This window comes from Pseudomonas sp. BNK-7, assembly GCF_048072025.1.
Taxonomy (GTDB): domain Bacteria; phylum Pseudomonadota; class Gammaproteobacteria; order Pseudomonadales; family Pseudomonadaceae; genus Aquipseudomonas; species Aquipseudomonas danubii.
This window is the reverse complement of record NZ_CP182252.1, coordinates 6074641-6095810: the sequence shown is the minus strand read 5'-3', so window position 1 is coordinate 6095810 and position 21170 is coordinate 6074641. Positions and strand designations below refer to the sequence as shown.

Genomic DNA, 21170 nt, shown 5'->3' with positions numbered 1-21170 from the left:
AAAGCCCGGTGCTACCGCTCCGGGCTCAGTCCAGACTCACTATGGAGGCACTGTGAAAGCATTGCAAGGCGTTGAAGGTCATGTGGAGTGGGTTGAAGAGCCAAGCCCTGCCTGTGATGTAGGGCAGGTTCGCATTCGGGTGGCGGCTGCGGGTCTCAATCGGGCCGACCTGTTACAGCGTGCAGGGCTCTATCCGCCCCCTCCGGGAGCCAGCCCGATCCTGGGCCTGGAGTGTTCCGGGATTATCAGCGAAGTGGGGCCGGGTTCTTCCTGGCAGATCGGTGACCGGGTGTGCGCGCTGCTGGCCGGTGGCGGCATGGCCGAGGAAGTGGTGGTTGATGCACGTCATGTGCTGCCGGTGCCCGAGGGGTTGTCCTTGGCCGAAGCTGCGGCGTTGCCCGAGGTCTACAGCACGGCCTGGCTCAATCTGTTCCAACTGGCGGCGCTCAAGCCTGGCGAGAAGGTGCTGTTGCACGCGGGAGCCAGTGGTGTCGGTTCGGCCGCGATCCAGCTGTGCAAGGCGTTTGGCAATCCATGCTGGGTGAGTGTCGGCTCCGCCGATCGCCTGGCCTATTGCGAAAGTCTCGGCGCCCAAGGCGGTGTGGTGCGGACTGAGGGGCTGGAAGCGCTGCGGGACTTCGGTCCATTTGACGTGATCCTCGATCCTGTAGGGGCCAATTACGCGGTCAGCAACCTCAAGCTGCTGGCCGTTGATGGGCGCTGGGTGCTGATTGGTCTGATGGGCGGGCGTGAAGCGCAACTGGACCTGGCTCAGGTGCTGGCCAAGCGTATCCAGCTGTTGGGCTCGACCCTGCGTAGCCGCGACGAACAGTTCAAGGCTGACCTTTTCCGTGACCTCGGGCAGAACGTCTGGCCGCTGTTCGCTGAAGGACGCCTGAGCCCACAGTTGGCCAAAACCTTTGCGATCAGGGACGCCGAAGCGGCATTTGCCGAGCTGGCGACCAATCAGGTCTCGGGCAAGCTGGTGCTGGTGATCGACTCCAGCCTGACGTGATTGCTGGCGTAGGAGCCGGCTGGCCGGCGAAAGGGTGTTGCAATCCGCTTGGCTGGCAAGTCGGCTCCTACACCAGCCAGCTTCTATAGAAGCTGGCTGTCCGGGCATTTCAGGGCCAAGGGTTACTTCCAGTGGTGGATCGGCCAACCGGACTTCTCTGCATGTTCGCGCAGTATCGGGTCCGGGTTCACCACCTGGGGATGGTCTACCCGCAGTAGCAGCGGCAGGTCATTGCGCGAGTCGGAGTAGAACGTCGCGCCTTCCAGGTTTTCTTCCTCGGCGTCCAGCCATTCCAGCAGGCGGGTGATCTTGCCTTCGCGGTAGGTCAGAGTGCCAAGGGTATTGCCGCTATATACGCCGTGCAGTACTTCCAGCTCAATGCCCAGCACTTCGTCGATGCCCAGGCGGGCGGCAATCGGCTTCACCAGATGGGTGCCCGAGGCGGAAATCACCAGGATCCGGTCGCCGGCCTGGCGGTGAGCGGCGATAGTCTTGCAGGCGTCGCTGAAAATGATCGGCTCGATCACCTCTTCCACCCAAGGCTCCACCAGGTGCGCCACCTCCTCCGGGGTACGCCCTGCCATGGGTTTCAGGCTGAAGCTCATGAACTCTTCCATGGCCAGCTTGCCGTGACTGTAAGCGTCCATCAGTTCGTTGTTGCGACGCATGAACGACTCGCTGTCGACCCAGCCAAGGCGGCCCATCTGTGCGCTCCAGAGGGTGGCGCAGTCGCCGTGGATCAGGGTTTCGTCCAGATCAAAAATTGCCAAGGCCATCAGTACAGCTCTCTCTTCAGGATCAATTGCGTGAAAGCCATCAGGCTACCTCACACAGGGCGGCAGGATCGATGGTCAGCGCCAGACGTTGGCCGTCAGCGTGCAGGTCATCGGCCGAACGGTTGAGAACATCCACCACCAGCTCCACGCCGCGAGCCTCGACCCGGTAGCGAATCACATTGCCCAGCAGGCTGTGGCTGCGGACCAGCGCATCAAGCTGGCCCTCTCTGCCGAGTTCGATGGCTTCCGGGCGAATGGCGATACGCCCGCTGACCGGGCGCTGCAGCAGCTTGCTGGCGCTTTCGGCGTCCAGCAGGTTGTAGTTGCCGATAAAACCCGCCGCGAATACATCCACCGGCGCGGTGTAGAGCGTTTCGGCATCGCCGCTCTGGACGATCCTGCCCTGGTTCATCAGGAAGATCCGGTCGGACATGGTCAGCGCTTCTTCCTGGTCGTGGGTGACGAAGATGGTAGTCAGGCCCAGTTCCCGCTGGATGTTGCGGATCTGTTCACGCAGGTGCTTGCGGATACGTGCATCCAGGGCCGACAACGGCTCGTCCAGCAACAGCAAGCGCGGCCGGGTCACCAGGGAGCGGGCCAGAGCCACCCGCTGGCACTGGCCGCCGGACAGTTGGTGTGGATAACGACTGGCAAAGTCATTGAGCTCCACCAGTTGCAAGGCTTCAAGGACCCGCTTGCGGCTGTCGTCGGCGTTGACCTTCTGCATACGCAGGCCGAAGGCGACGTTCTGTTCCACGGTCATGTTGGGAAACAACGCATAGCTCTGGAACACCATGCCGATCCCGCGTTTTTGTGGGCTCAAGGGCACGATGTCCTGGCCATCGAGAAGGATCTTGCCACCGTCCACGGGGGTCAGTCCGGCGATGCAGCGCAGCAGGGTGGACTTGCCGCAGCCGGACGGGCCCAGCAGGGTGACGAACTCGCCTTTCTGGATTTCGCAATTGATATCGCTGAACACCGTGGTGCCTGCGTAGTTCTTTTGCAGGTGTTGGACGCTGACGAAGCTCATTGGCTTTTGTCCTTGTTCAAGATGTTGGCGGCCCAGGTCAGAACCAGCACAAAGAAGAAGTAGGAGATCACCAGGGCGCTGGTGAAGTGGCCGCTGCTGTTGCGCATGTTGTTCAGGTAGACCTGCAGGGTTTCATAGCGGGTGCCCACCAGGATGTTGGCGAACACGAACTCGCCGAACAGGAACGAGAAGGACAGCAGCAACGCCACCATCAGGCCTTTGCGCAGGTTGGGCAGGACCACCAGGAAGGCTGCCTGCCAGGTGCTGGCGCCGAGCAGTTGGGCGGCGTCCATCAGGTCGCGCAGGTTGATCGCTTGCAGGTTGTTGGTGATGGCCCGGTACATGAACGGCAGCGCCACGGTGAAGTAGCAGCCGATGAGGATCCAGGGCGTGCCAACCATGGCGAAGGGCCCTGAGCCATAGAGCTGCAGCAGGCCCACCGAGGACACCACTGGCGGCACCGCGAAGGGCAGCAGGATCAGGATGTTCATCAAGGCGTCGAGCTTGGGAAAGTGGTAGTGCACCACAAACAGCAGCGGCAGGATCAGCACCACCGACAGCACCAGCGCGCCGACGCAGACCAGCAGCGACTGGCCGAAAGCATTGAGGAAGCGCGGGTCGCTCCACAGCTGCAGGTACCACTTGAAGGTGAAACCGCTGGGCAGGATGGTGGCCGACCAACTGCTGGCGATGGAGTAGACAAGGGTCCCCAGCAGCGGCAGCAACAGGATGGCGAACAGCAGGTAGACCACCACCCGGTGGTACAGGGCGGCGGAGCCGGGTTCAGCGCGAGACATGGTAGCTCCTCTTCAACAGCAACTGATGGACGATGGTGACCAGGGTCATCAGGGCCACCAGCACCACCGCCAGGGCGCTGGCCATGTTCGGGTCCAGGGAGATGTCCCCGGAAACCATGGCGGCGATGCGGATCGGCAGCACGTTGAAGTTGCCGGTGGTCAGGGCATAGACCGTGGCGTAGGCGCCCAGGGCGTTGGCCAGCAGGATGACGAAGGTGCCCAGCAATGCCGGGGTCAGCACGGGCAGCCCGATGTGGCGCCAGAACTGCCAGCCGTTGGCGCCCAGCAGCGCGGCGGATTCACGCCAGTCTTCGCGCAGGGCGTCGAAGGCCGGGTACAGCAACAGCACCCCCAGGGGAATCTGGAAGTAGGTATAGAGAATGATCAGCCCAGTCTTGGAGTACAGGTTGAAGTCCTGAATGATCCCCGACTGCTTGAGCATGATGGTGATGGTGCCGTTGAAGCCCAGGAGGATGATGAAGGCAAAGGCCAGGGGCACGCCGGAGAAATTGCTGGTCATGTTGGCGAAGGCGTTGACGAAGTTGCGCAGTTTGGAGTCCACCCTGCGCAAGGAGTAACTGCCCAGCACCGCAATGATGATGCCGAACACGCTGGACCAGAAACTGATCTCCAGGCTGTGCTGGATGGCCTGCAAGTAGAACTTCGAGCTGAAGATCTTGCTGAAGTTGGCCAGGCCCCAGCCGAACTCTTCCGACTGCAGGCTGTTGATCAGCACCCACACCAGCGGGGCGATCTGGAACACGATGAAGAACAGGGCAAAAGGCACCAGACAGAGTGCCGCCAGCCATTTGCCGCGGGTGACTGAATTCACTGCAACAGCTCCCGGCAGAAGGGTTTGTCATGGGCCACGCCCAGTAATTGGCAGATGGTGCCGCACAGTTCGGTCTGCTTTGGCGTGGCACCTGGGTCGAGACTGAAGGCATTGCCGAGAACGAACAACGGAACTTCCCGCTCCTCGGCCAAGAGACCGTTGTGGGAGCGGTCGTTGTTCATGCCGTGGTCGGCGGTCACCAACACCTGGTAGCCAGCATCGAGCCAGCCTTGCAGATAGTCGGCGAGGATGATGTCTGCCGAACGCGCGCTGTTGCGGTACTGGGTGCTGTCGAGGCCGTGCTTGTGCCCGGCGTCATCGATGTTCATCGGGTGCACCAGGAGAAAATCCGGTTGGTGCCGCAGGCGCAGGCTCTCCGCATCGGCGAAGAGATGGGAGTCGGGATAGTGATCGTTCCAATAGAAATGGCCGTACTGGATCGGCAGCTCGGGATTGGCGGTGTGCCGGTCCCGTGGTGCATTGAAGGGACTGCGGTTGTACAGCTCGCTGACCCAATGATAGGCCGCGGCGGCAGTGGAGCGGCCGGCCTCGCGGGCGTAGTGGAAAATGCTGCGCTGGGTGGACAGGCGCGAGACCTGGTTGTGGACGATACCGCTGTCGATCGGCGCGACACCGGTGAGGATGCACTCGTACAGCGGCCGGGACAGGGCCGGCAATTCGCATTGCAGCTTGTACAGGGCGCTGCGGCCTGCGCCGACGTAGGCTTGCAGGTGGCCCATGGCGTGTCGGGCAACTTCGTGGTTGAGGCCGTCGAGCACCACAAGGATGACGTTGTGCTTCATGAACGGGGGAACTCCGGGATCAGGCAACGCATGGAACCTGTAGGAGCGGCCGGACGGCATTGCCCTTGCCGGCGAAGGTGCCTGCACGCTCGTACAGGCCTTCGCCGGCAAGCCGACTCCTACGACTGATGCAGTATTACGGCATGTTGATGATCACTTCTTCCTGCCACTTCTGCGGCAGGGACTTGGAGGTTTTCTCCCAGGCATCGGCGTCCTTGATCGGGGTTACGTGCTTGTATTGCTCGTTGGGCAGCAGGTTGGCCTGGACGTCCGCCGGCAGAGTCAGATGCTCGGCCCGGATCGGGCGCGCATTGCCGCGAGCCAGGTTGGTCTGGCCGGCATCGCTGAAGATGTACTCGCGGGTCAGCTTGGCGGCGTTGGGATGCTTGGCGTATTTGTTGATGATGGTGGTGTAGCCGGAGATGACCGAGCCGTCGGATGGGATCAGCACTTCGTAGTCATCCTTGTTGACCATCTTGTTGCGGTAGCTCAGGCCGTTGAAATCCCAGACCACGCCCACTTCCACTTCACCTTTCTCCATGGTGGCGATGGTCGGGTTGGCCAGGGACAGGCGCCCCTGCTTGGCGATCTCGGCGAACATCAGCAGCGCCGGCTGGATGTTCTTTTCGTCGCCGCCCTTGGCGATGGCCGCGGCCAGCACGCCGTTGGCGGCTTGGGCTGCGGTGCTCACGTCACCGATGGAGACTTTGTACTTGCCTTTCTCCAGATCTGCCCAGCTCTTCGGCGCCTCAGACCCGTGCAGCAGCTTTTTATTGATGATGAAGGCGATGGTGCCGGTATAGGCCAGCGCCCAGTTGCCGTCTTTGTCCTTGGCCCAGTCCGGGACCTGGGCCCAGGTGCTGGGTTTGTAGGGTTGGGCCACACCCTGCTTGACTGCGATGGGGCCGAAGGCGGCGCCGACGTCGCCGATGTCGGCGCTGGCGTTGTCTTTTTCCGCAGCGAACTTGGCGATCTCCTGGGCCGAACTCATGTCGGTGTCGATGTGCTTGAGGCCATAGATTTTCGCCAGGTCCTCCCAGGTGCCTTTCCAGTTGGCCCAGTCGTCGGGCATGCCGACGCTGTTCACCGCGCCTTCTGCTTTCGCAGCGGCTTCCAGGGTTTTCAAATCGTTGTCAGCAGCCATGGCGGCGGTGCACAGGGCAATGGTCGAACCTAACAGTGATGCCAGGAAAAGCTGTTTCATCCGAAGCTCCTTTGGGCGTGTTCAACGCTGCGTTGTTATCGACGGTCTTGCGGTGGGTTGGTCTAGGTCAGCAATACCTGAGCCAATTTAGGCGTGTTGGATGACACTTTGATGTCGGTGCCAACGGTCGGCGCATGGATTCGGGCGCAGGTTCGGCGCTGCGAAATAAGCGTAGACCATGCCCAAACACCCGTTCTGCAAGGTTCTGGCGGGCAATTTGCAGGTTCACCAGAGGCTCGCTCAGCGGCGTTGTCATCTATCAGTCATATGCATTGCCTAGGCTTTGGACACGGCTGCAGAGCGCTGTCCCGACCACTGCGCTGCCCTGAAATAGTGCTGGTCTAGTCCAGATAGGTAACGTTGATGCGTATTGATGCAACCAAAGCGGTGACAGCCATCGGCCAGGTCCTGCAGGAGCAGATCGCCCATGGTCTGTTGGCACCCGGCAGCAAGCTGCCGGCCGAGCGCAAGCTCAGCGAGTTGTTCGCCACCACCCGTATCACCGTGCGTGAGGCCCTGCTGCAATTGGAGGCCCAGGGGCAGATCTACCGCGAGGAGCGCCGGGGCTGGTTCGTTTCGCCGCCGCGGCTGGCCTACAACCTGATGCAGCGCAGTCACTTCCACGCCATGGTCAGCGCCCAGGGGCGAGTGCCTTCCACTGAGGTGATCTCGGCGCGCCTGCAACCGGCGTCGGCGGCGGTCTGCGCCTGGCTGCAATTACCGGCACTGTCCAGCGTGATCCAGATCTGTCGAGCGCGGCGCATCGATGACCGGCTGGTGCTGTATGTGGAGCACTACCTGAACCCCAAGTACTTTCCACACATTCTCGACCTGGATTTGAACCAGTCGATCACCGAGCTCTATGCCCGGCATTACGACCTGCATTACGGGCGGGTGCGCTTCGAGATCGTGCCCACCTCATTGCAGCCGGAAGCGGCGGCGGCCCTGAAGGTGTCGGTGGGCAGCCCCGGGCTGCGCATCGCCCGGGTCAACTATGACCAGCACGAGCGGCTGATCGACTGTGATCTGGAATTCTGGCGGCATGACGCAATTCACGTGGGCGTTGACGTTCTTTAGACGCCAGTGCCGTTGGCCGGCAAGACGGCGCCTACGGGGTCATTGCTTTTCCGGGGCGCTGCCGGGGGTGATCACCTGGATGCTCATGCGCGGGGTGGCCAGGTCCAGTCCGGCTTCGTCCAGGTGACGCTTGAGGGACAGGTTGAACGCCCGGGACACTTCCCATTGCTTGATCGGCGCGGTCTTGAAACGGGCCCGTAGGATGGCGCTGCCGGACTCGAAACTCTCCACTCCCTGGATCTCCAGAGGCGACCAGATGTTGCGTCGTTGCAAGGGATCGGTACGCATCTTCTGGCCCACATCGCGCATCAGCTTGATTGCGTCGTCGATCTCCATGTTGTAGGGAATCGCCACGCGAAAGATCGCGTAGCCGAACTCCCGGGAGTAGTTCTTGATGCTCTTGATTTCGCTGAACGGGATGGTGTGCACGATGCCGTCGATGTCCCGCAGGCGCACGGTGCGGATGGTCAGGCCCTCGACGGTGCCCAGGTGACCGCCGACATCCACGTAATCGTCGATGGCCAGGGAGTCCTCGATGATGATGAACAGACCGGTAATCAAGTCTGCCACCAGCGACTGGGCGCCGAAACCGATGGCCAGACCGATGACACCGGCACCGGCCAGCAGCGGTGTGACGTTCATGCCCATGTTGGCCAGGGCGACGATGGTGGCGATGATGAAAATCGCCACGAACAGTACGTTGCGGATCAACGGCATCATGGTCTGTGCGCGGGCGTTGGCCAGGCCCTTGCGCGAGCGGGTCAGGGCGTGATGCACCGCGGTGTCGCTCAAGATCCAGATCAGCCAGGCGAAGATCAGGGTGCCTGCGAGGCTGAACAGCTTGACGCTGACTTCATGGCCGTCGCCTTCGGTGAAGCGGATCAGCGACATGCCCCACACCCGCAGGCCCAGTTCGATGAACGCCAGCCACACCGCCAGATGGGCCAGGGTATAGAAGAAGCTTTTCAACCGTTCGGAATACAGCGCATGGCGCTTGTGCCCACGCTGGGGCTTGAGGGCGTGGCGCCGCACCAGGCCGTTGATCACCATGCACAGCACCAGCAGCACCGTGCACAACAGTGACTGGCGCAGGGCCGTGCTGGTGTCGCCGGCGGAAACGAAGGTGGCGAACAGCGAAATGCCCACCAGCACCAGGGCGGGGAGATACCAGAAGGTGCCAATGATTTCGATGGTGTCGCTCAAGGCGCGGCGGGTCAGGCGCCGGGACAACGGTTGGTTGCGGATCAGGTGCGCGATCGGCCGGCGAAAGCGCAGGATGAATACCCCGGTGGACAGCGCCGCCATGACATTGGCGAAAGTCGCTGCGGTATGGGCCAGGTGTTGGCCGAGGCTGGCCACCATCCGAGGGTCGCTCAGGGCCTCGCCGAACGCGGCGAAGCTGCCGATCCACCACAGTGGTCGGAACGCCTGGCGGCGCAGGATATACAGGGCACGATGACGATGCGGACCATCGAGGACGGAAAACGCCACCACACAGATCGCCGAAAAACAGGTGCCCACCACCAGGGCGTAGGCCAGGACCATGGCCAGGTCCTTGCCCAATGACGAGGGCAGGGAGTAGGTCATGTAGACGGTGATCAGCAGAGCGATCAGCCAGGGGCCGAGCTTGCGCAGGGCGAAGCGCAGCAAGTCCCAGGTCTTGGGGTGCTGGGGCAGTTCCTCGGTGAGACCGAAACGCAGGCGCACCCGGTGGCTGAGCCAGATCAGCGCCGCCGCCAGCAGACTCCAGACCATGAGAATCAGGGCAAAGGCAAAAATGATCGGTAGCCATTGGCTGGCTGGCAGCATCAACGCCGATAGTTCTTCCTGGGCTTGATCGAACTCGTCGGTCCAGCGGTTCAAGGGGCTATCAGCGCCGGAGAACTGTTTCTCCAGGCTCGACAGAGTGCCGCCGATCAGGCCGAGCACGCCTTCTTCAGTGGCGGGCTGGGCTTTTTTCGTGGCGTCCCGGAGCTTTTTCAGATCAGCCAGCAGCTTGGCGCGTTGCTGGTCGTTTTCCAGGGACTTGATCACCTCGTCCAAAGACTGCCCCAGGGGCTCTTCGGCCTGTGGTTGCGGTTTGCTCTGGTTGCCCAGCAGGCCCGGCAGGCCAACCGCCTGCGCACTGCTCAGGGGCAGGAGGGTCAGCAGGCAGACAAGCGCAAAGCAGGGCAGGGCGAAAAGACGAGCGAACACTGGGCGGTCAACCTCGGAGAAAATCGGATCAACCGAGTGTACGAGGCCGCCAAATTCAATGCGAGGGCGAGCGCGGCATTTATTCCGCCAGTTTGGCGAGGATTTTGTAAACCACAGTGCCGAGAATCAGCAGCATGCCGATCCACATGCTGAACACACCGAGGTTCTTGTCCCGGAAGTTGAAGCCGATGGCCAGGAGAATCATGCCCGTGAGAATCGGGATGAGCATGGAGTGGAACGCAGACATCGAGATCATGGCGACGGCCTTGTCAGGAAGAGTACTCATAAGTCTAGGTCGCTTTACCGCGCCCCGGGTTGATGTGTATCAGAAACCGGCGGGGCCCCCTGAGGGGCGCCCGCGGTGACAACTCAGGGCAGTTCGTGGCTGGCGTAGAAGGCGCTCAGCACCTTTACCAGGTGGGCCAGGTCATGGCTGCCACAGAGTTCACGGATCGAGTGCATGGCGAAGGTCGGCAAGCCGATGTCGACAGTGCGCACGCCCAGGTGGCTGGCGGTGATCGGGCCGATGGTCGAGCCGCAACCCATATCGCTACGCACCACGAAGCTCTGCACCGGGACTTCCTCGGCCATGCACAGATGGCGGAAGAAACCGGCGGTTTCGCTGTTGGTGGCGTAGCGCTGGTTGCTGTTGACCTTGATCACCGGGCCGGCATTGAGTTTCGGGCCGTGATTGGCGTCGTGCTTGTCAGCGTAGTTGGGGTGCACGCCGTGAGCGTTGTCTGCGGAAATCAGCAGCGATTTCTGGATGGTACGGACGAACTCGTCGCCTTCGGGCAGCAGGCGGCGCAGGGTCTGTTCGAGCATCGGGCCATCGGCGCCGCAAGCCGAGCAGGAGCCGACTTCTTCATGGTCGTTGCACACCAGTACGCAGGTTTCCTCGCTGTCGGCTGTCAACAGGGCCTGCAGCCCGGCGTAGCAGGACAGCAGGTTGTCCAGGCGTGCGCCGGCAATGAAGTCACCGTGCAGGCCGATCACCGCGGCGCTCTGGGTGTCGTAGAAACTCAGCTCGTAGTCCAGCACCACATCTGCGTTCAGACCGTGTTCGCGGGCCAGTTGGTCGGTCAGGACCGCGCGGAAATCCACACGTTCGTCACCGGCAAACTGGGCAAGGATCGGCGGCAATTCGTTCTGCGCGTTGATCGCCCAGCCCTGATTGGCTTCACGGTTGAGGTGGATGGCCAGGTTGGGAATGATCGCGATGGGGGCCTTGAAGTCGATCAGTTGGCTTTCCACCTTGCCATCGCGGCGGAAGGTTACGCGGCCGGCCAGTGACAGGTCACGGTCGAACCAGGGAGCCAGCAGTGCGCCGCCATAGACTTCCACACCCAGTTGCCAGAAACCCTGGCGCTGCAGTTCAGGCTGAGGCTTGACCCGCAGGCAGGGGCTGTCGGTGTGGGCGCCCACCAGGCGGATGCCGCCTTGCAGGGGCGAATGCCGGCCCAGCTTGAAGGCGACGATGGAGGAGTCGTTGCGGGTGACGTAGTAGCGGCCGTTGGCTTCGGTGGTCCACGGCTCGCGCTCGTCGAGGCGCTGGTAACCTGCCGCTTCCAGACGTTGAACAAGGCTGGCAGTGGCATGGAAAGGGGTAGGGGAGGCCTTGAGGAAGTCGATCAGGCCTTGGTTCAACTCTTCGCGCATAAGTAGCTCCAGACAGCAGTGGCGCGAGTTTAACGTATAGCAGGGCACTATAGGAGCCGGCTTGCCGGCGAAGCGGTTGTCGACCTGGGGGATGGTCGTCAGGGGGCCTTCGCCGGAAAACCCGCTCCTGCAGAACGCTGTCAGAAGGGCGCGGGGCAATCGAAGCGCAGGCGCTCGCCGGTCTGGGGATGAGTGAAGCTGAGCATGCTGGCATGCAGGCACAGCCTTGGCCAGGCGGCCAAGGCCTGCGGGTGGGCGTAGAGGCCATCGCCCAGTAGTGGGTGCCCGATGGACAGCATGTGTACCCGCAACTGATGAGAGCGGCCGGTGATGGGGGTCAGCTCGACCCGGCACCAGTCGCCGCAGCGCTCCAGCACTCGCCAGAAGGTCAGGGCGTGCTTGCCGAATTCGTGGTCCACCACATGCCGGGGTTTGGTTGGCGGGTCATAGCGCAAGGGCAGATCGATGCTGCCGCTGTCCAGTTCCGGCTGGCCCCAGCACAGGGCGGTGTAGGCTTTTTCGGTTTCGCGGTCATGAAACTGTCGCGACAGTTCGCGATGGGTGTCTGCGTCCCGGGCCAGGAGAATGATCCCTGAGGTTTCCCAATCCAGTCGGTGGACGATACGGGCTTCGGGGTAGCCGTTTTCCTGCAGGCGAGTGATCAGGCAGTCCTTGTTGTCGTCGGCGCGACCGGGGACTGAAAGCAGCAGGGTGGGTTTGTTCACCACCAGGACGGCGGGGTCCTGATGCAGGATGTGGATATTCGACAACGGCATTAAAACAGCCTCGTAACAAACGCCAACGGCGGCTCGCCGACCTCAATGCTATGCATGAAGTCAGCGAGCCGCCGTGGCTCCCGTCGGATCAATCAGCGATCAGGCAGGGTGATATTGAGTTCCAGGATCGAGCAACTGCCCTGGTTTTCCAGAGCGACGTGCACGTCGTCGGACCCGATATTGACGTACTTGCGGATCACTTCCACCAGTTCCTTCTGCAAGGCGGGCAAGTAATCAGGGGTGCTGCGCTGGCCGCGTTCATGCGCCACGATGATCTGTAGACGCTCTTTCGCTACCGACGCGGTGCTGACCTTTTTGCTGGCACGAAAGAAGTCAAAAAGATTCATTATCTACCTCCAAACAGGCGCTCGAAGAATCCCTTCTTCTCGACATCAAGGAACCGGTGTTCCACGGTTTTGCCCAGCAAACGATCGACCGCGTCGCTGTAGGCCTGGCCCGCATCGCTCTGGTCGTCGAGAATCACCGGCACGCCCTGGTTGGAAGCCTTGAGCACGGCCTGGGATTCCGGAATCACGCCCAGCAGGGTCACTGCGAGAATTTCTTTGACGTCTTCAACGCCAAGCATTTCGCCATTGCTGACGCGCTCCGGGTTGTAACGGGTCAACAGCAGGTGCTCCTTGATCGCGTCTTCGCCTTTTTCGGCGCGGCGGGATTTGCTGGCCAGCAGGCCGAGCATACGGTCGGAGTCGCGGACCGAGGAGACTTCAGGGTTGGTCACGACAATCGCTTCGTCGGCGAAGTACATGGCCAAGTGGGCGCCTTTCTCGATACCGGCTGGGGAGTCGCAGACCACGAACTCGAAAGTTTCCTTGAGTTCCATCAGGACTTTTTCCACGCCTTCCAGGGTCAGCGCGTCTTTGTCGCGGGTCTGGCTGGCGGCCAGTACGTAGAGGTTTTCCAGGCGCTTGTCTTTGATCAGGGCTTGCTGCAGGTTGGCTTCGCCATTGACCACGTTGACGAAGTCATACACCACGCGACGCTCGCAACCCATGATCAGGTCGAGGTTACGCAGGCCGACGTCGAAGTCGACGATGACTGTTTTGTGACCACGCAGAGCGAGGCCGGTACCGATAGCGGCGCTGGTGGTGGTTTTACCCACACCACCCTTGCCGGATGTAACCACGAGAATCTTGGCCAAGGTGTTTCACCCCTAAGGAAAAAGGACTTTTAGCCCCTGAAAAACATCTCTTGAAAACTACTGCAGTCGGACAGCCTTGGCTGGAGCTCGGTCAGCGGCAGGGTTTATCGTCGATAAACTCTGCTGATTGCCAATTTCCTACTTCGTTTGAGCCGTAATCGCTACGTTTTAGAGATGCTTGGAAAATGCGGCAGTATCCGTTAAAGACGTGTGATGTTCAACACGTCACCCGACAGGCTGACCTGGACTCCAGAGCCCCACAAAGGGTCGCGCCGCAGGTCTTCGGAAACCTTGTACTGACCGGCGATGGAGATCAGTTCAGCGCTCAATTGCTGACAGAAAATCCGTGCCTTGGTGTCACCTTTGACGCCAGCCAGCGCCCGACCACGCATTGGGCCGTATACATGGATATTGCCATCGGCGAGAAGTTCCGCGCCGGGGCTGACCGAGGACACCACCACCAGATCGCCACCTTGGGCATAGATCTGCTGTCCGCCGCGTACTGGCGAAGTGATGATGCGGGTCGGTTTGACGGTTGGTTCAGGCGGCTTTTCCGGTACTTTCTTGACCTCGCTTTCCGGCGGATCGAGTGGGCGCTCCCGAGCACCGGAAGGTGGCAGTACTGGCAGATCGACGGCGATGGCCGCTGCAATGTCTTCAATCCGGCTGGCGCGGATTGCCAGGGTACGCAGACCGTGCTGGCGGCAGACACGCATGAGCCCGGGCAGATCCACCGAGCCCTCGGCAGCAGGCAGCTTGTCCAGCGCCAGTACCAGTGGCGCGTTGCTGAAGAAGTTTGGCGCCTGGGCGACCTTCGCGGCCAGTTGGCGATCGAGGCCTTCAAGGTCGTTGCGGGCCAGTTCCAGCACCGTGATGGCGAGCATGCTGCCCTTTAACTGGAACACAGGATCTTGGTCTAGCGATTCGGTTTGGCTCATGGTCTGCAGAAGGCGGCTTGTCACTAAAAGTGCCGAGACTTATAACGAGATCGCCCGCGCCCCGCAAGCCAGGTCGAACCGATGTAGAATGCGCGACCTTGTTGTCTGTCCCGGAATCTGTAATGGATCGCCCGCGTTTTCGAGCTGCATTCTTGTCTCCACGTTTCTGGCCGCTGTGGCTGGGACTTGGCGTGTTATGGCTGATCGTCCAGCTGCCTTATCCCGTGCTCCTGCAAATCGGTCGCGCCCTGGGGGCGTTGATGTACCGAGTAGCTGGCGATCGACGGTCTATCGCCCGACGCAATCTGGAACTGTGTTTCCCGGAAAAAACCGCCGCAGAGCGCAAGCGCCTGCTCAAGGAAAACTTCGCCTCCACCGGGATCGCCTTCTTCGAAATGGCCATGAGCTGGTGGTGGTCCAGGCAGCGTCTGGCGCGCCTGGCCCATGTTGAAGGCCTGGAACACCTCAAGCAGGCCCAGCGCGAAGGTCACGGGGTGATTCTCATGGCCCTGCACTTCACCACCCTGGAAATTGGCGCGGCGCTGCTGGGGCAGCAGCACACCATCGATGGCATGTACCGCGAGCACAAGAACCCGCTGTTCGATTTCATTCAGCGTCGTGGCCGCGAGCGACACAACTTGGATTCCCTGGCCGTGGAACGAGAGGACGTGCGCGGCATGCTCAAGCTGCTGCGTTCCGGTCGGGCCATCTGGTATGCACCGGACCAGGACTATGGCGCCAAGCAGAGCCTGTTCGTGCCGTTGTTCGGCATCCAGGCGGCTACCGTGACCGCCACCAGCAAGTTCGCCCGTCTGGGCAAGGCGCTGGTCGTGCCTTTCACCCAGGAGCGCCTGGCCGATGGCAGTGGGTATCGCCTGGTGATTCATGCACCCCTGACGGATTTTCCCGGTGCCACTGAAGAAGAGGATTGCCTGCGGATCAATCAGTGGGTGGAAAGTGCGTTGCGCGCCTGTCCCGAGCAGTACCTCTGGGCCCATCGACGCTTCAAGAGCCGGCCGCCGGGCGAGCCCAAGCTTTACAAGAAGCGCGGTTGACCACCTGGCATTGATTGCCGGACCTTGTGCGCCACGGATGGAGTGAGTTGATGAGTGTTGCGCAACCGATCACAGGTTTGATTCTTTCCGGCGGTGGTGCCCGGGCCGCCTATCAGGTGGGCGTGCTGGCGGCGATTGCCGAGCTGTTGGGGCCTGGGGCGCGCAATCCGTTTCCGGTGATCGTTGGTACCTCTGCCGGGGCTATCAATGCGGTCAGCCTGGCCAGTGGGGCCACGGATTTTCCCGCGGCAATCGAACGCCTCACGGCATTCTGGCGCAGCTTTCGCAGCGATCAGGTGATGCGCAGCGATTGGCCAGGAGTGATTCGCCAAGCCAGTCGTTTTGTCGGCCACAGCCTGTTGGGGCTCGGTGCACAGGTGCCGGTGGCGCTGATCAACAACTCGCCGCTACGCGACCTGCTCAATCAGCACATGCATCTTTCGGGCATCAACCAGGCCATTTCCCAAGGCCAACTGCATGCGGTAGCGGTGACGGCCTTCGGCTACGAATCCGGACAGGCGGTGACCTTTTATCAAGGTGGTGGGGTCATCGATCCCTGGTTGCGTCATCGGCGCATCGGCGTTCCCACGCAGCTGACGGTGGACCACCTGCTGGCCAGCGCGGCGATCCCCTTGCTGTTCGCGCCAGTGAAGCTTGACCAGGAGTATTTCGGCGACGGTGCCGTGCGCCAGTCGGCGCCCATCAGCCCGGCGTTGCACCTGGGGGCCAGCCGCGTGCTGGTGGTGGGGGTCAGTGGCAACCCGCGGGGCAATGATCCAGACGCTACCCGGCAGCGTTCTTACACCGGGCAGCAGCCGACTCTGGCGCAGATTGGTGGCCATATGCTCAACAGCACCTTCATTGACAGCCTGGAAAGCGATATCGAACTGCTGGAGCGGCTCAATCATTTCAGTCGACTGTTACCTGGCAGTGCGGCGGATCGCGGCTTGGGTATTGCGCCGGTGGAAGTGCTGGTGATTGCCCCGAGTCAGCCGATCGACGAAATAGCGGCGCGGCACCGGCAGGAGTTGCCAGCGGCACTGCGCTTGTTCCTGCGCGGACCGGGGGCAACCCGGACCAGTGGTGCCGGGGTCCTGAGCTATTTGCTGTTCGAGGCGTCGTATTGCAGCGAGTTGATCGAACTGGGGCGCAGTGACGCCCTGGCCAAGGGCGAGGAGTTGGCGCGGTTTCTGGGCCTTAAGGGTTGAAGCCCGGGCTCAGCCGATGAGCCCGGGATTTTCCCAGCCTGAGGTCAGTGAGGCAGGTAGTCCTGGATGAACTGGCGGATCACACCGATAAAATCCTCGTCCGCGGTAAAACCCAGCTCGCTGGCATATCTGGCACTGAAGGCTCCCGGCCAGGAGCCGACGATGCGTTCGATCCTGGCGTCCGGGCGTAGCTGAATACGCTGGGCAACTTCGTCTCCGGCCACTTCCCGCAGCGCGTCGATCATCTGCGCCACGGTCAGCGACAGACCGGGCATGTTGATCACTCGGCCCTGACTCAAGCGCTCTGCGGCCAGCTCATGACCATGGATCAGGTTGGCAATGGCCCGGGCTGGAGACATCAACCAGAGTCGGGTATCCGGGGCCACCGGGCAGACACTGGCCTGGCCATTGAGGGGTTCGCGGATGATACCGCTGGCGAAGCTGGACGCCGCCAGGTTCGGTTTGCCTGGTCGCACCACGATGGTGGGCATGCGCAGGCTGCGACCATCGACGAAGCCGCGTCGGCTGTAATCGGCGAGCAGCAGGTCATTCATGGCTTTCTGGGTCCCGTAGGAGCTTTGCGGAGCCCAGACCTGATCATCGTCGACGTTCTCCGGCAGTTGCCCACCGAAGACGGCCACAGAACTGGTCATCACCCACTTTGGGCAGGAGCCCAGCTGACGCACCCGCTCCAGCAGACCTTGGGTCGCACTGAAGTTGACCCGCATGCCCAGTTCGAAATCGCCTTCCGCCTGGCTGGAGACCACGGCGGCCAGGTGAAAGATGCTATCGGTGTCGGCGTCGATCAGTTTGGCCAGCACCTGTTCATCGCTAATGTCTCCTTCCTTGACCTGCACCCGTGGGTCATCGAGGCCCTGCACGGGCTCGCGGTCAAATGCGGTAATGCGCTTGATGGGCTGCAATTGGCCGTGACGGTCGGTGAGTGTGCCCCGTTGCAGCAAGGCTTCGATCAACCGCCGTCCGAGAAAGCCGGCCGCGCCGGTGACAAGAATATTCATGAGTGGCTCCAAGTGTTCAGCGATTGACGAGTTTTCCGGGAATCTTGAAGACCAGCAGGGCGCCGATGAACAACGCGCTGGCCATGACGTACATGCCGATGGTGGTGCTTTGGGTCAGGTCTTTGAGAAAGCCCATCAGGTAGGGCGAGACAAAGCCGGCGAGGTTGCCCCAGGAGTTGATCAGGGCAATGCCGGCGGCGGCCGCGGTGCCGCCGAGAAAGGCCGTGGGCAGGCTCCAGAACAGCGGCAGGGTGCTGAAGGCGCCCATGGCCCCCAGGGTCAGGCCGATCATCGATACCGTGAAGTTGTCACTCCAGGTGGCGGAAATCATCAGGCCGATACCGCCAAGCACGGCGGTCAGCGCCAGATGCCAACGGCGTTCGCGCAAGCGGTCGGCGCTGCGGGAGATCAGCACCATGGTCAGCGCTGCCGCGGCATAGGGAATCGCCGTGAGCATGCCGACCTCGAACACGTCGCTGACGCCGGCCTGGCGAATCAGCGAGGGCAGCCAGAAGCCAACGGTGTAGAAGCCGGCGATCATGCAGAAATAGATGGCGGTCAGCAGCCAGATCCGGGGTTGCCCGAACACTTGCCTGACGCTGTGAACCTGATGGCCGTCGGCCTCGGCCTCGATTCGGGCCTGCAGCAGGTTTTTTTCTTGGCGGGTCAACCAGCCCGCGTCGGCGATACGGTCGCTGAGGCAGTAGATCACCAGGCCGCCCACCAGGATCGACGGCAAGCCTTCGAGGAAGAACATCCATTGCCAGCCTGCAAAGCCCTGGTGGCCATTGAGGGCACTCATGATCCAACCGGACAGCGGCGCGCCAATCAACCCCGAAAGCGGTACTGCGGTAGCGAACAGGGCGTACATCTTGCCGCGGCGGTTGGAAGGGAACCAGTACGACAGATAGAGGATGACCCCCGGATAGAACCCGGCCTCGGCGATGCCCAACAGAAAGCGCATCACATAGAAAGAGGTAGGGGTGCTGACGAAAGCCATGCACGAGGAAATGATGCCCCAACTGATCATGATGCGAGCGATCCACAGGCGCGCACCGACCCGATGCAGGATCAGGTTGCTGGGAATTTCCACCAGAAAGTAGGCGATGAAGAAAATCCCCGCGCCCAGCCCGTAGACCGCTTCGGAAAATTGCAGGTCTTCGGACATCTGCAACTTGGCGAAGCCGACGTTGACTCGATCCAGGTAGGCCACCAGGTAGCACAGCAGCAGCAACGGCAGGATGCGCCAGGCGACTTTGCGATAGGCCAGGTCTTCAAAGGAAGCGGTGGGGGAGCGGGCGGCAGTTTGCGACAGTGATTCAGTCATGTCTTTACCCATCCTTTTTTCTTGTATTTGGGTGATTTTGTTTTTATCGGACTTGATGAGGTGTCTTAGATATCATAATACATCATACGAATTCAACGGCCGGATACCGAGCGGGACGGCGTGCATGAAATGCAGTACCGTTAGCCACTTTGAATACAGAGATACCCATGTCCAAGCCTGACAACTCTTCCCTCGCTGTCGACTCCCTGGCGACGCTCAAGGATGCGGCCAAGGGCACCCTGGCGGATCAAGTGACTGCGGCACTCAAGGCGCATATCGCCAGTGGCGAGGCCCTGCCGGGTTCGCGGCTGCCCACCGAGCCGGTCATGTGCGAGCGTTTCGGGGTCAGCCGTACGGTCATCCGCGAGGCGATTTCGCGCTTGAAGTCGGCCGGGCTGGTGGAGGTGCGCCAAGGTAGCGGCACCGTGGTCAGCGAGGGCGCGCATATCAAGGCCTTCACTATCGATCTGGATGTACGCGGGTCGATCGAGGCGGTTCTGCGGGTGACTGAACTGCGACGTGGTATCGAGGGCGAGGCGGCGGCGCTGGCGGCGCAGCGGCACACCCCCGAGCAACTGCAGGCGATCCATCAGGCATTGCTGGCCATCGATGTGGCCGAGCAGGCCGGCCAGGACGGCGTGGAGCAGGACCTGGCGTTTCACTTGTCGATTTCCCAGGCCACCGGCAATCCGCTGTATCCCTCATTGCATGAGTTCATTGCCCAGTTCATCAAAGAGGCGATCCGCATTACCCGTTCCAATGAGGAGCGGCGCCGGGATCTGGCGCACTCGGTGCGCGATGAGCATTTCGCGGTCTATGGGGCCATCGCCGCGCGTGATGTCGAAGGGGCGCGGCAAGCAGCGCTGAGCCACATCCACAATGCGGTGGAGCGGCTCAAGAGTGCCGATCCGGGATTCTGGCGGGACTCCGGATCACGTCTTGCCTGATAGGCAGCGTCGCGCTGGCCCATCAGTCTGAGTGGCCGGCTCTCATCGGAACATGAGGGCCGGCCGTCTCAGGGGGTATCAGAAGTGGTATTTGACCAACAGGCTGGCGGTGTCCTGGTTGGTCTCGAAGTTACGCGAATCCTTGATGCCGTATTTGTTCTTCCAGTAGTCGTACTCGAAACCGACGTACAGCTGCTTGGCGCCCCAGTTCAGTGCCTTGCCCAGGTCATATTTGATCTGTGGGTTGAAGTGCAGGTTGGCGTGGTAGGTGCCTTTGGCGTTCTGGTCGTTGTCCACCACCCAGTCCATGAAACCGTCGATCAGGATGTCCGAGCGGCCCACGGGAATGGTGTAGGACCACACCGGAGTGATCTGCCAGACGTTGTCACCCGCGCGGCTGCCTTCGGTGTGGCGCTGGTAGAAGTTCAGCTGGAAGTAGTCGAAGCCCGGTACTGCCAGGTCGAAGCCCGGGCCGATCAGGTAGGACTCATTGTCGCCTTCGCCGAATTCGTAAGTGAACGCCAGGAGCACGTCCTTGATCGGGCCGAATTCCAGTTTCTGGTCGAAGATCTTGCCGAACGACAAGCGTGGCGAGAACTCGCCGTAGTAGGTGTCCGGGCCGACATTGCCGTCTTCCTTGCCGTTGTAGAAGATGCGGTCGAGGAAAAAGAAGTTGTCCCCGTACTTCCAGGCGTCGGCGTGTTCGAAGGTGACCGTCTGTTGAGTCTGCGGGTTGACTTCGAAGTTCTTGCCATACAAGTAAGTCAGGCTGTTGTTCTGCCATTGCAACAGGTCGCCAGCCACGGCCTGCCCCCCGGCCAGCAGACTGGTGGCCAACATCAGGCTCTTGCACATCGATTTCATTCGGTTGCTCCCAAGTAGGTAGTTCCACGTTTTTTTTGGCTTGACGCTCTGGTGTGGCGCCTTTTTTCTTTGCTGTAAAAAAACCATCCGATCGGTCAGCTTTGTTGCTTTTAGCAAGAGCTGAGCCAAGGCCGAAAAAAAGCAAAAAACTCCCGTCCAGCTGTAGCGATACAGCCGGGCGAGAGTGTTTTCGCGATATTTTCGGGCGCCTTGTTACCTGTCCAGGCCGGGATAAGTTGGCTCTTGGGTCAGGTTTTTCATCCGGGCTTTTTTTTAGACCAGATTTGCGCGGCCGCGGAGAATACTGGCTCTCACGGCAGGGCTCAAGTGCGCCGCAACGGCGCACTTGCAACCACTTTGGGGCAGGCAGGCCGGCCATATCAGGCAGGTATCCGTAATGAAGGGCAATAGCCGGGCAATGATCGCTGGCCATCGGGGCGATGGGCCGGCGCCAATGGCCATGGAGCGGCCACCGCCAGAGGGGCCTG

At 61.3% G+C, this 21170-nt stretch carries 21 protein-coding genes; 5 read left to right on the top strand and 16 right to left on the bottom strand.

From position 1 onward, the window contains the following. Positions 1-52: 52 nt before the first annotated feature. On the top strand, positions 53-1015 hold the full coding sequence (locus tag ACMGF8_RS27365) for a zinc-binding dehydrogenase (protein ID WP_102880524.1): 963 nt from the start codon (positions 53-55) through the stop codon (positions 1013-1015). A 122-nt stretch (positions 1016-1137) separates the two neighbouring features. Here the strand turns inward: ACMGF8_RS27365 and ACMGF8_RS27360 are convergent, their stop codons facing one another. The 6 genes from ACMGF8_RS27360 to ACMGF8_RS27335 form a co-directional block, all read right to left on the bottom strand. Beyond that, positions 1138-1791 carry an HAD family hydrolase gene (locus ACMGF8_RS27360; RefSeq protein WP_416757885.1) on the bottom strand — a complete coding sequence of 218 codons (654 nt, stop codon included), beginning with the start codon at positions 1789-1791 and terminating at the stop codon, positions 1138-1140. Positions 1792-1831: 40 nt separating this feature from the next. Continuing rightward, complete coding sequence (locus ACMGF8_RS27355) at positions 1832-2821, bottom strand: ABC transporter ATP-binding protein (protein WP_102860783.1); 990 nt, start codon at positions 2819-2821, stop codon at positions 1832-1834. Then, a complete protein-coding gene (locus tag ACMGF8_RS27350) occupies positions 2818-3618 on the bottom strand; it encodes an ABC transporter permease (RefSeq protein WP_102860784.1) in 801 nt (266 codons plus the stop codon). Before ACMGF8_RS27350 ends, ACMGF8_RS27355 begins: the two co-directional genes overlap by 4 nt. Continuing rightward, positions 3605-4450, bottom strand: coding sequence for an ABC transporter permease (locus ACMGF8_RS27345; protein ID WP_110594666.1), 846 nt, complete (start codon positions 4448-4450; stop codon positions 3605-3607). Before ACMGF8_RS27345 ends, ACMGF8_RS27350 begins: the two co-directional genes overlap by 14 nt. Next, a complete protein-coding gene (locus tag ACMGF8_RS27340) occupies positions 4447-5253 on the bottom strand; it encodes an alkaline phosphatase family protein (protein WP_115580672.1) in 807 nt (268 codons plus the stop codon). Before ACMGF8_RS27340 ends, ACMGF8_RS27345 begins: the two co-directional genes overlap by 4 nt. A gap of 136 nt (positions 5254-5389) precedes the next feature. Further along, positions 5390-6457, bottom strand: a complete 1068-nt coding sequence (locus tag ACMGF8_RS27335; protein ID WP_102860787.1) for an ABC transporter substrate-binding protein — start codon at positions 6455-6457, stop codon at positions 5390-5392. A gap of 363 nt (positions 6458-6820) precedes the next feature. On the opposite strand from ACMGF8_RS27335, the gene ACMGF8_RS27330 reads away from it, so the two are divergent. Beyond that, positions 6821-7534: a UTRA domain-containing protein gene (locus ACMGF8_RS27330; protein WP_102860788.1), complete on the top strand. Its 714-nt coding sequence runs from the start codon at positions 6821-6823 to the stop codon at positions 7532-7534. Positions 7535-7573: 39 nt separating this feature from the next. Here the strand turns inward: ACMGF8_RS27330 and ACMGF8_RS27325 are convergent, their stop codons facing one another. The 7 genes from ACMGF8_RS27325 to minC all read right to left on the bottom strand — a co-directional run bounded on the left by ACMGF8_RS27325 (position 7574) and on the right by minC (position 14262). Then, positions 7574-9730 carry a mechanosensitive ion channel family protein gene (locus ACMGF8_RS27325; protein WP_102860789.1) on the bottom strand — a complete coding sequence of 719 codons (2157 nt, stop codon included), beginning with the start codon at positions 9728-9730 and terminating at the stop codon, positions 7574-7576. Between the two features lie 79 nt (positions 9731-9809). Then, positions 9810-10016 carry a hypothetical protein gene (locus ACMGF8_RS27320; protein ID WP_102860790.1) on the bottom strand — a complete coding sequence of 69 codons (207 nt, stop codon included), beginning with the start codon at positions 10014-10016 and terminating at the stop codon, positions 9810-9812. 83 nt (positions 10017-10099) lie between these two features. Next, entirely contained in the window at positions 10100-11389 is a 1290-nt protein-coding gene (locus ACMGF8_RS27315; protein WP_077934615.1) for a M18 family aminopeptidase, read from the bottom strand. Positions 11390-11529: 140 nt separating this feature from the next. Then, complete coding sequence (locus ACMGF8_RS27310) at positions 11530-12165, bottom strand: RluA family pseudouridine synthase (protein ID WP_102860792.1); 636 nt, start codon at positions 12163-12165, stop codon at positions 11530-11532. 92 nt (positions 12166-12257) lie between these two features. Then, positions 12258-12512: a cell division topological specificity factor MinE gene (minE, locus tag ACMGF8_RS27305; RefSeq protein WP_007898843.1), complete on the bottom strand. Its 255-nt coding sequence runs from the start codon at positions 12510-12512 to the stop codon at positions 12258-12260. Further along, positions 12512-13324: a septum site-determining protein MinD gene (gene minD, locus ACMGF8_RS27300; protein WP_011062650.1), complete on the bottom strand. Its 813-nt coding sequence runs from the start codon at positions 13322-13324 to the stop codon at positions 12512-12514. Before minD ends, minE begins: the two co-directional genes overlap by 1 nt. A gap of 200 nt (positions 13325-13524) precedes the next feature. Beyond that, positions 13525-14262, bottom strand: coding sequence for a septum site-determining protein MinC (gene minC, locus ACMGF8_RS27295; protein ID WP_102860793.1), 738 nt, complete (start codon positions 14260-14262; stop codon positions 13525-13527). 122 nt (positions 14263-14384) lie between these two features. On the opposite strand from minC, the gene ACMGF8_RS27290 reads away from it, so the two are divergent. Both ACMGF8_RS27290 and ACMGF8_RS27285 read left to right on the top strand, forming a co-directional pair. Continuing rightward, positions 14385-15317, top strand: coding sequence for a lipid A biosynthesis lauroyl acyltransferase (locus ACMGF8_RS27290; protein ID WP_102860794.1), 933 nt, complete (start codon positions 14385-14387; stop codon positions 15315-15317). 50 nt (positions 15318-15367) lie between these two features. After that, complete coding sequence (locus ACMGF8_RS27285) at positions 15368-16525, top strand: patatin-like phospholipase family protein (protein ID WP_102860795.1); 1158 nt, start codon at positions 15368-15370, stop codon at positions 16523-16525. A 44-nt stretch (positions 16526-16569) separates the two neighbouring features. Here ACMGF8_RS27285 and denD read toward each other — a convergent pair whose 3' ends face one another. Both denD and ACMGF8_RS27275 read right to left on the bottom strand, forming a co-directional pair. Beyond that, positions 16570-17544: a D-erythronate dehydrogenase gene (gene denD, locus ACMGF8_RS27280; RefSeq protein WP_102860796.1), complete on the bottom strand. Its 975-nt coding sequence runs from the start codon at positions 17542-17544 to the stop codon at positions 16570-16572. A 16-nt stretch (positions 17545-17560) separates the two neighbouring features. After that, positions 17561-18871: an MFS transporter gene (locus tag ACMGF8_RS27275; RefSeq protein ID WP_102860797.1), complete on the bottom strand. Its 1311-nt coding sequence runs from the start codon at positions 18869-18871 to the stop codon at positions 17561-17563. 167 nt (positions 18872-19038) lie between these two features. Here ACMGF8_RS27275 and ACMGF8_RS27270 point away from each other — a divergent pair, with 167 nt between their 5' ends. Beyond that, a complete protein-coding gene (locus ACMGF8_RS27270; RefSeq protein ID WP_222933647.1) occupies positions 19039-19818 on the top strand; it encodes a FadR/GntR family transcriptional regulator in 780 nt (259 codons plus the stop codon). Between the two features lie 78 nt (positions 19819-19896). Here the strand turns inward: ACMGF8_RS27270 and ACMGF8_RS27265 are convergent, their stop codons facing one another. Further along, a complete protein-coding gene (locus ACMGF8_RS27265) occupies positions 19897-20682 on the bottom strand; it encodes an outer membrane protein OmpK (RefSeq protein ID WP_207166366.1) in 786 nt (261 codons plus the stop codon). Positions 20683-21170: the final 488 nt, after the last annotated feature.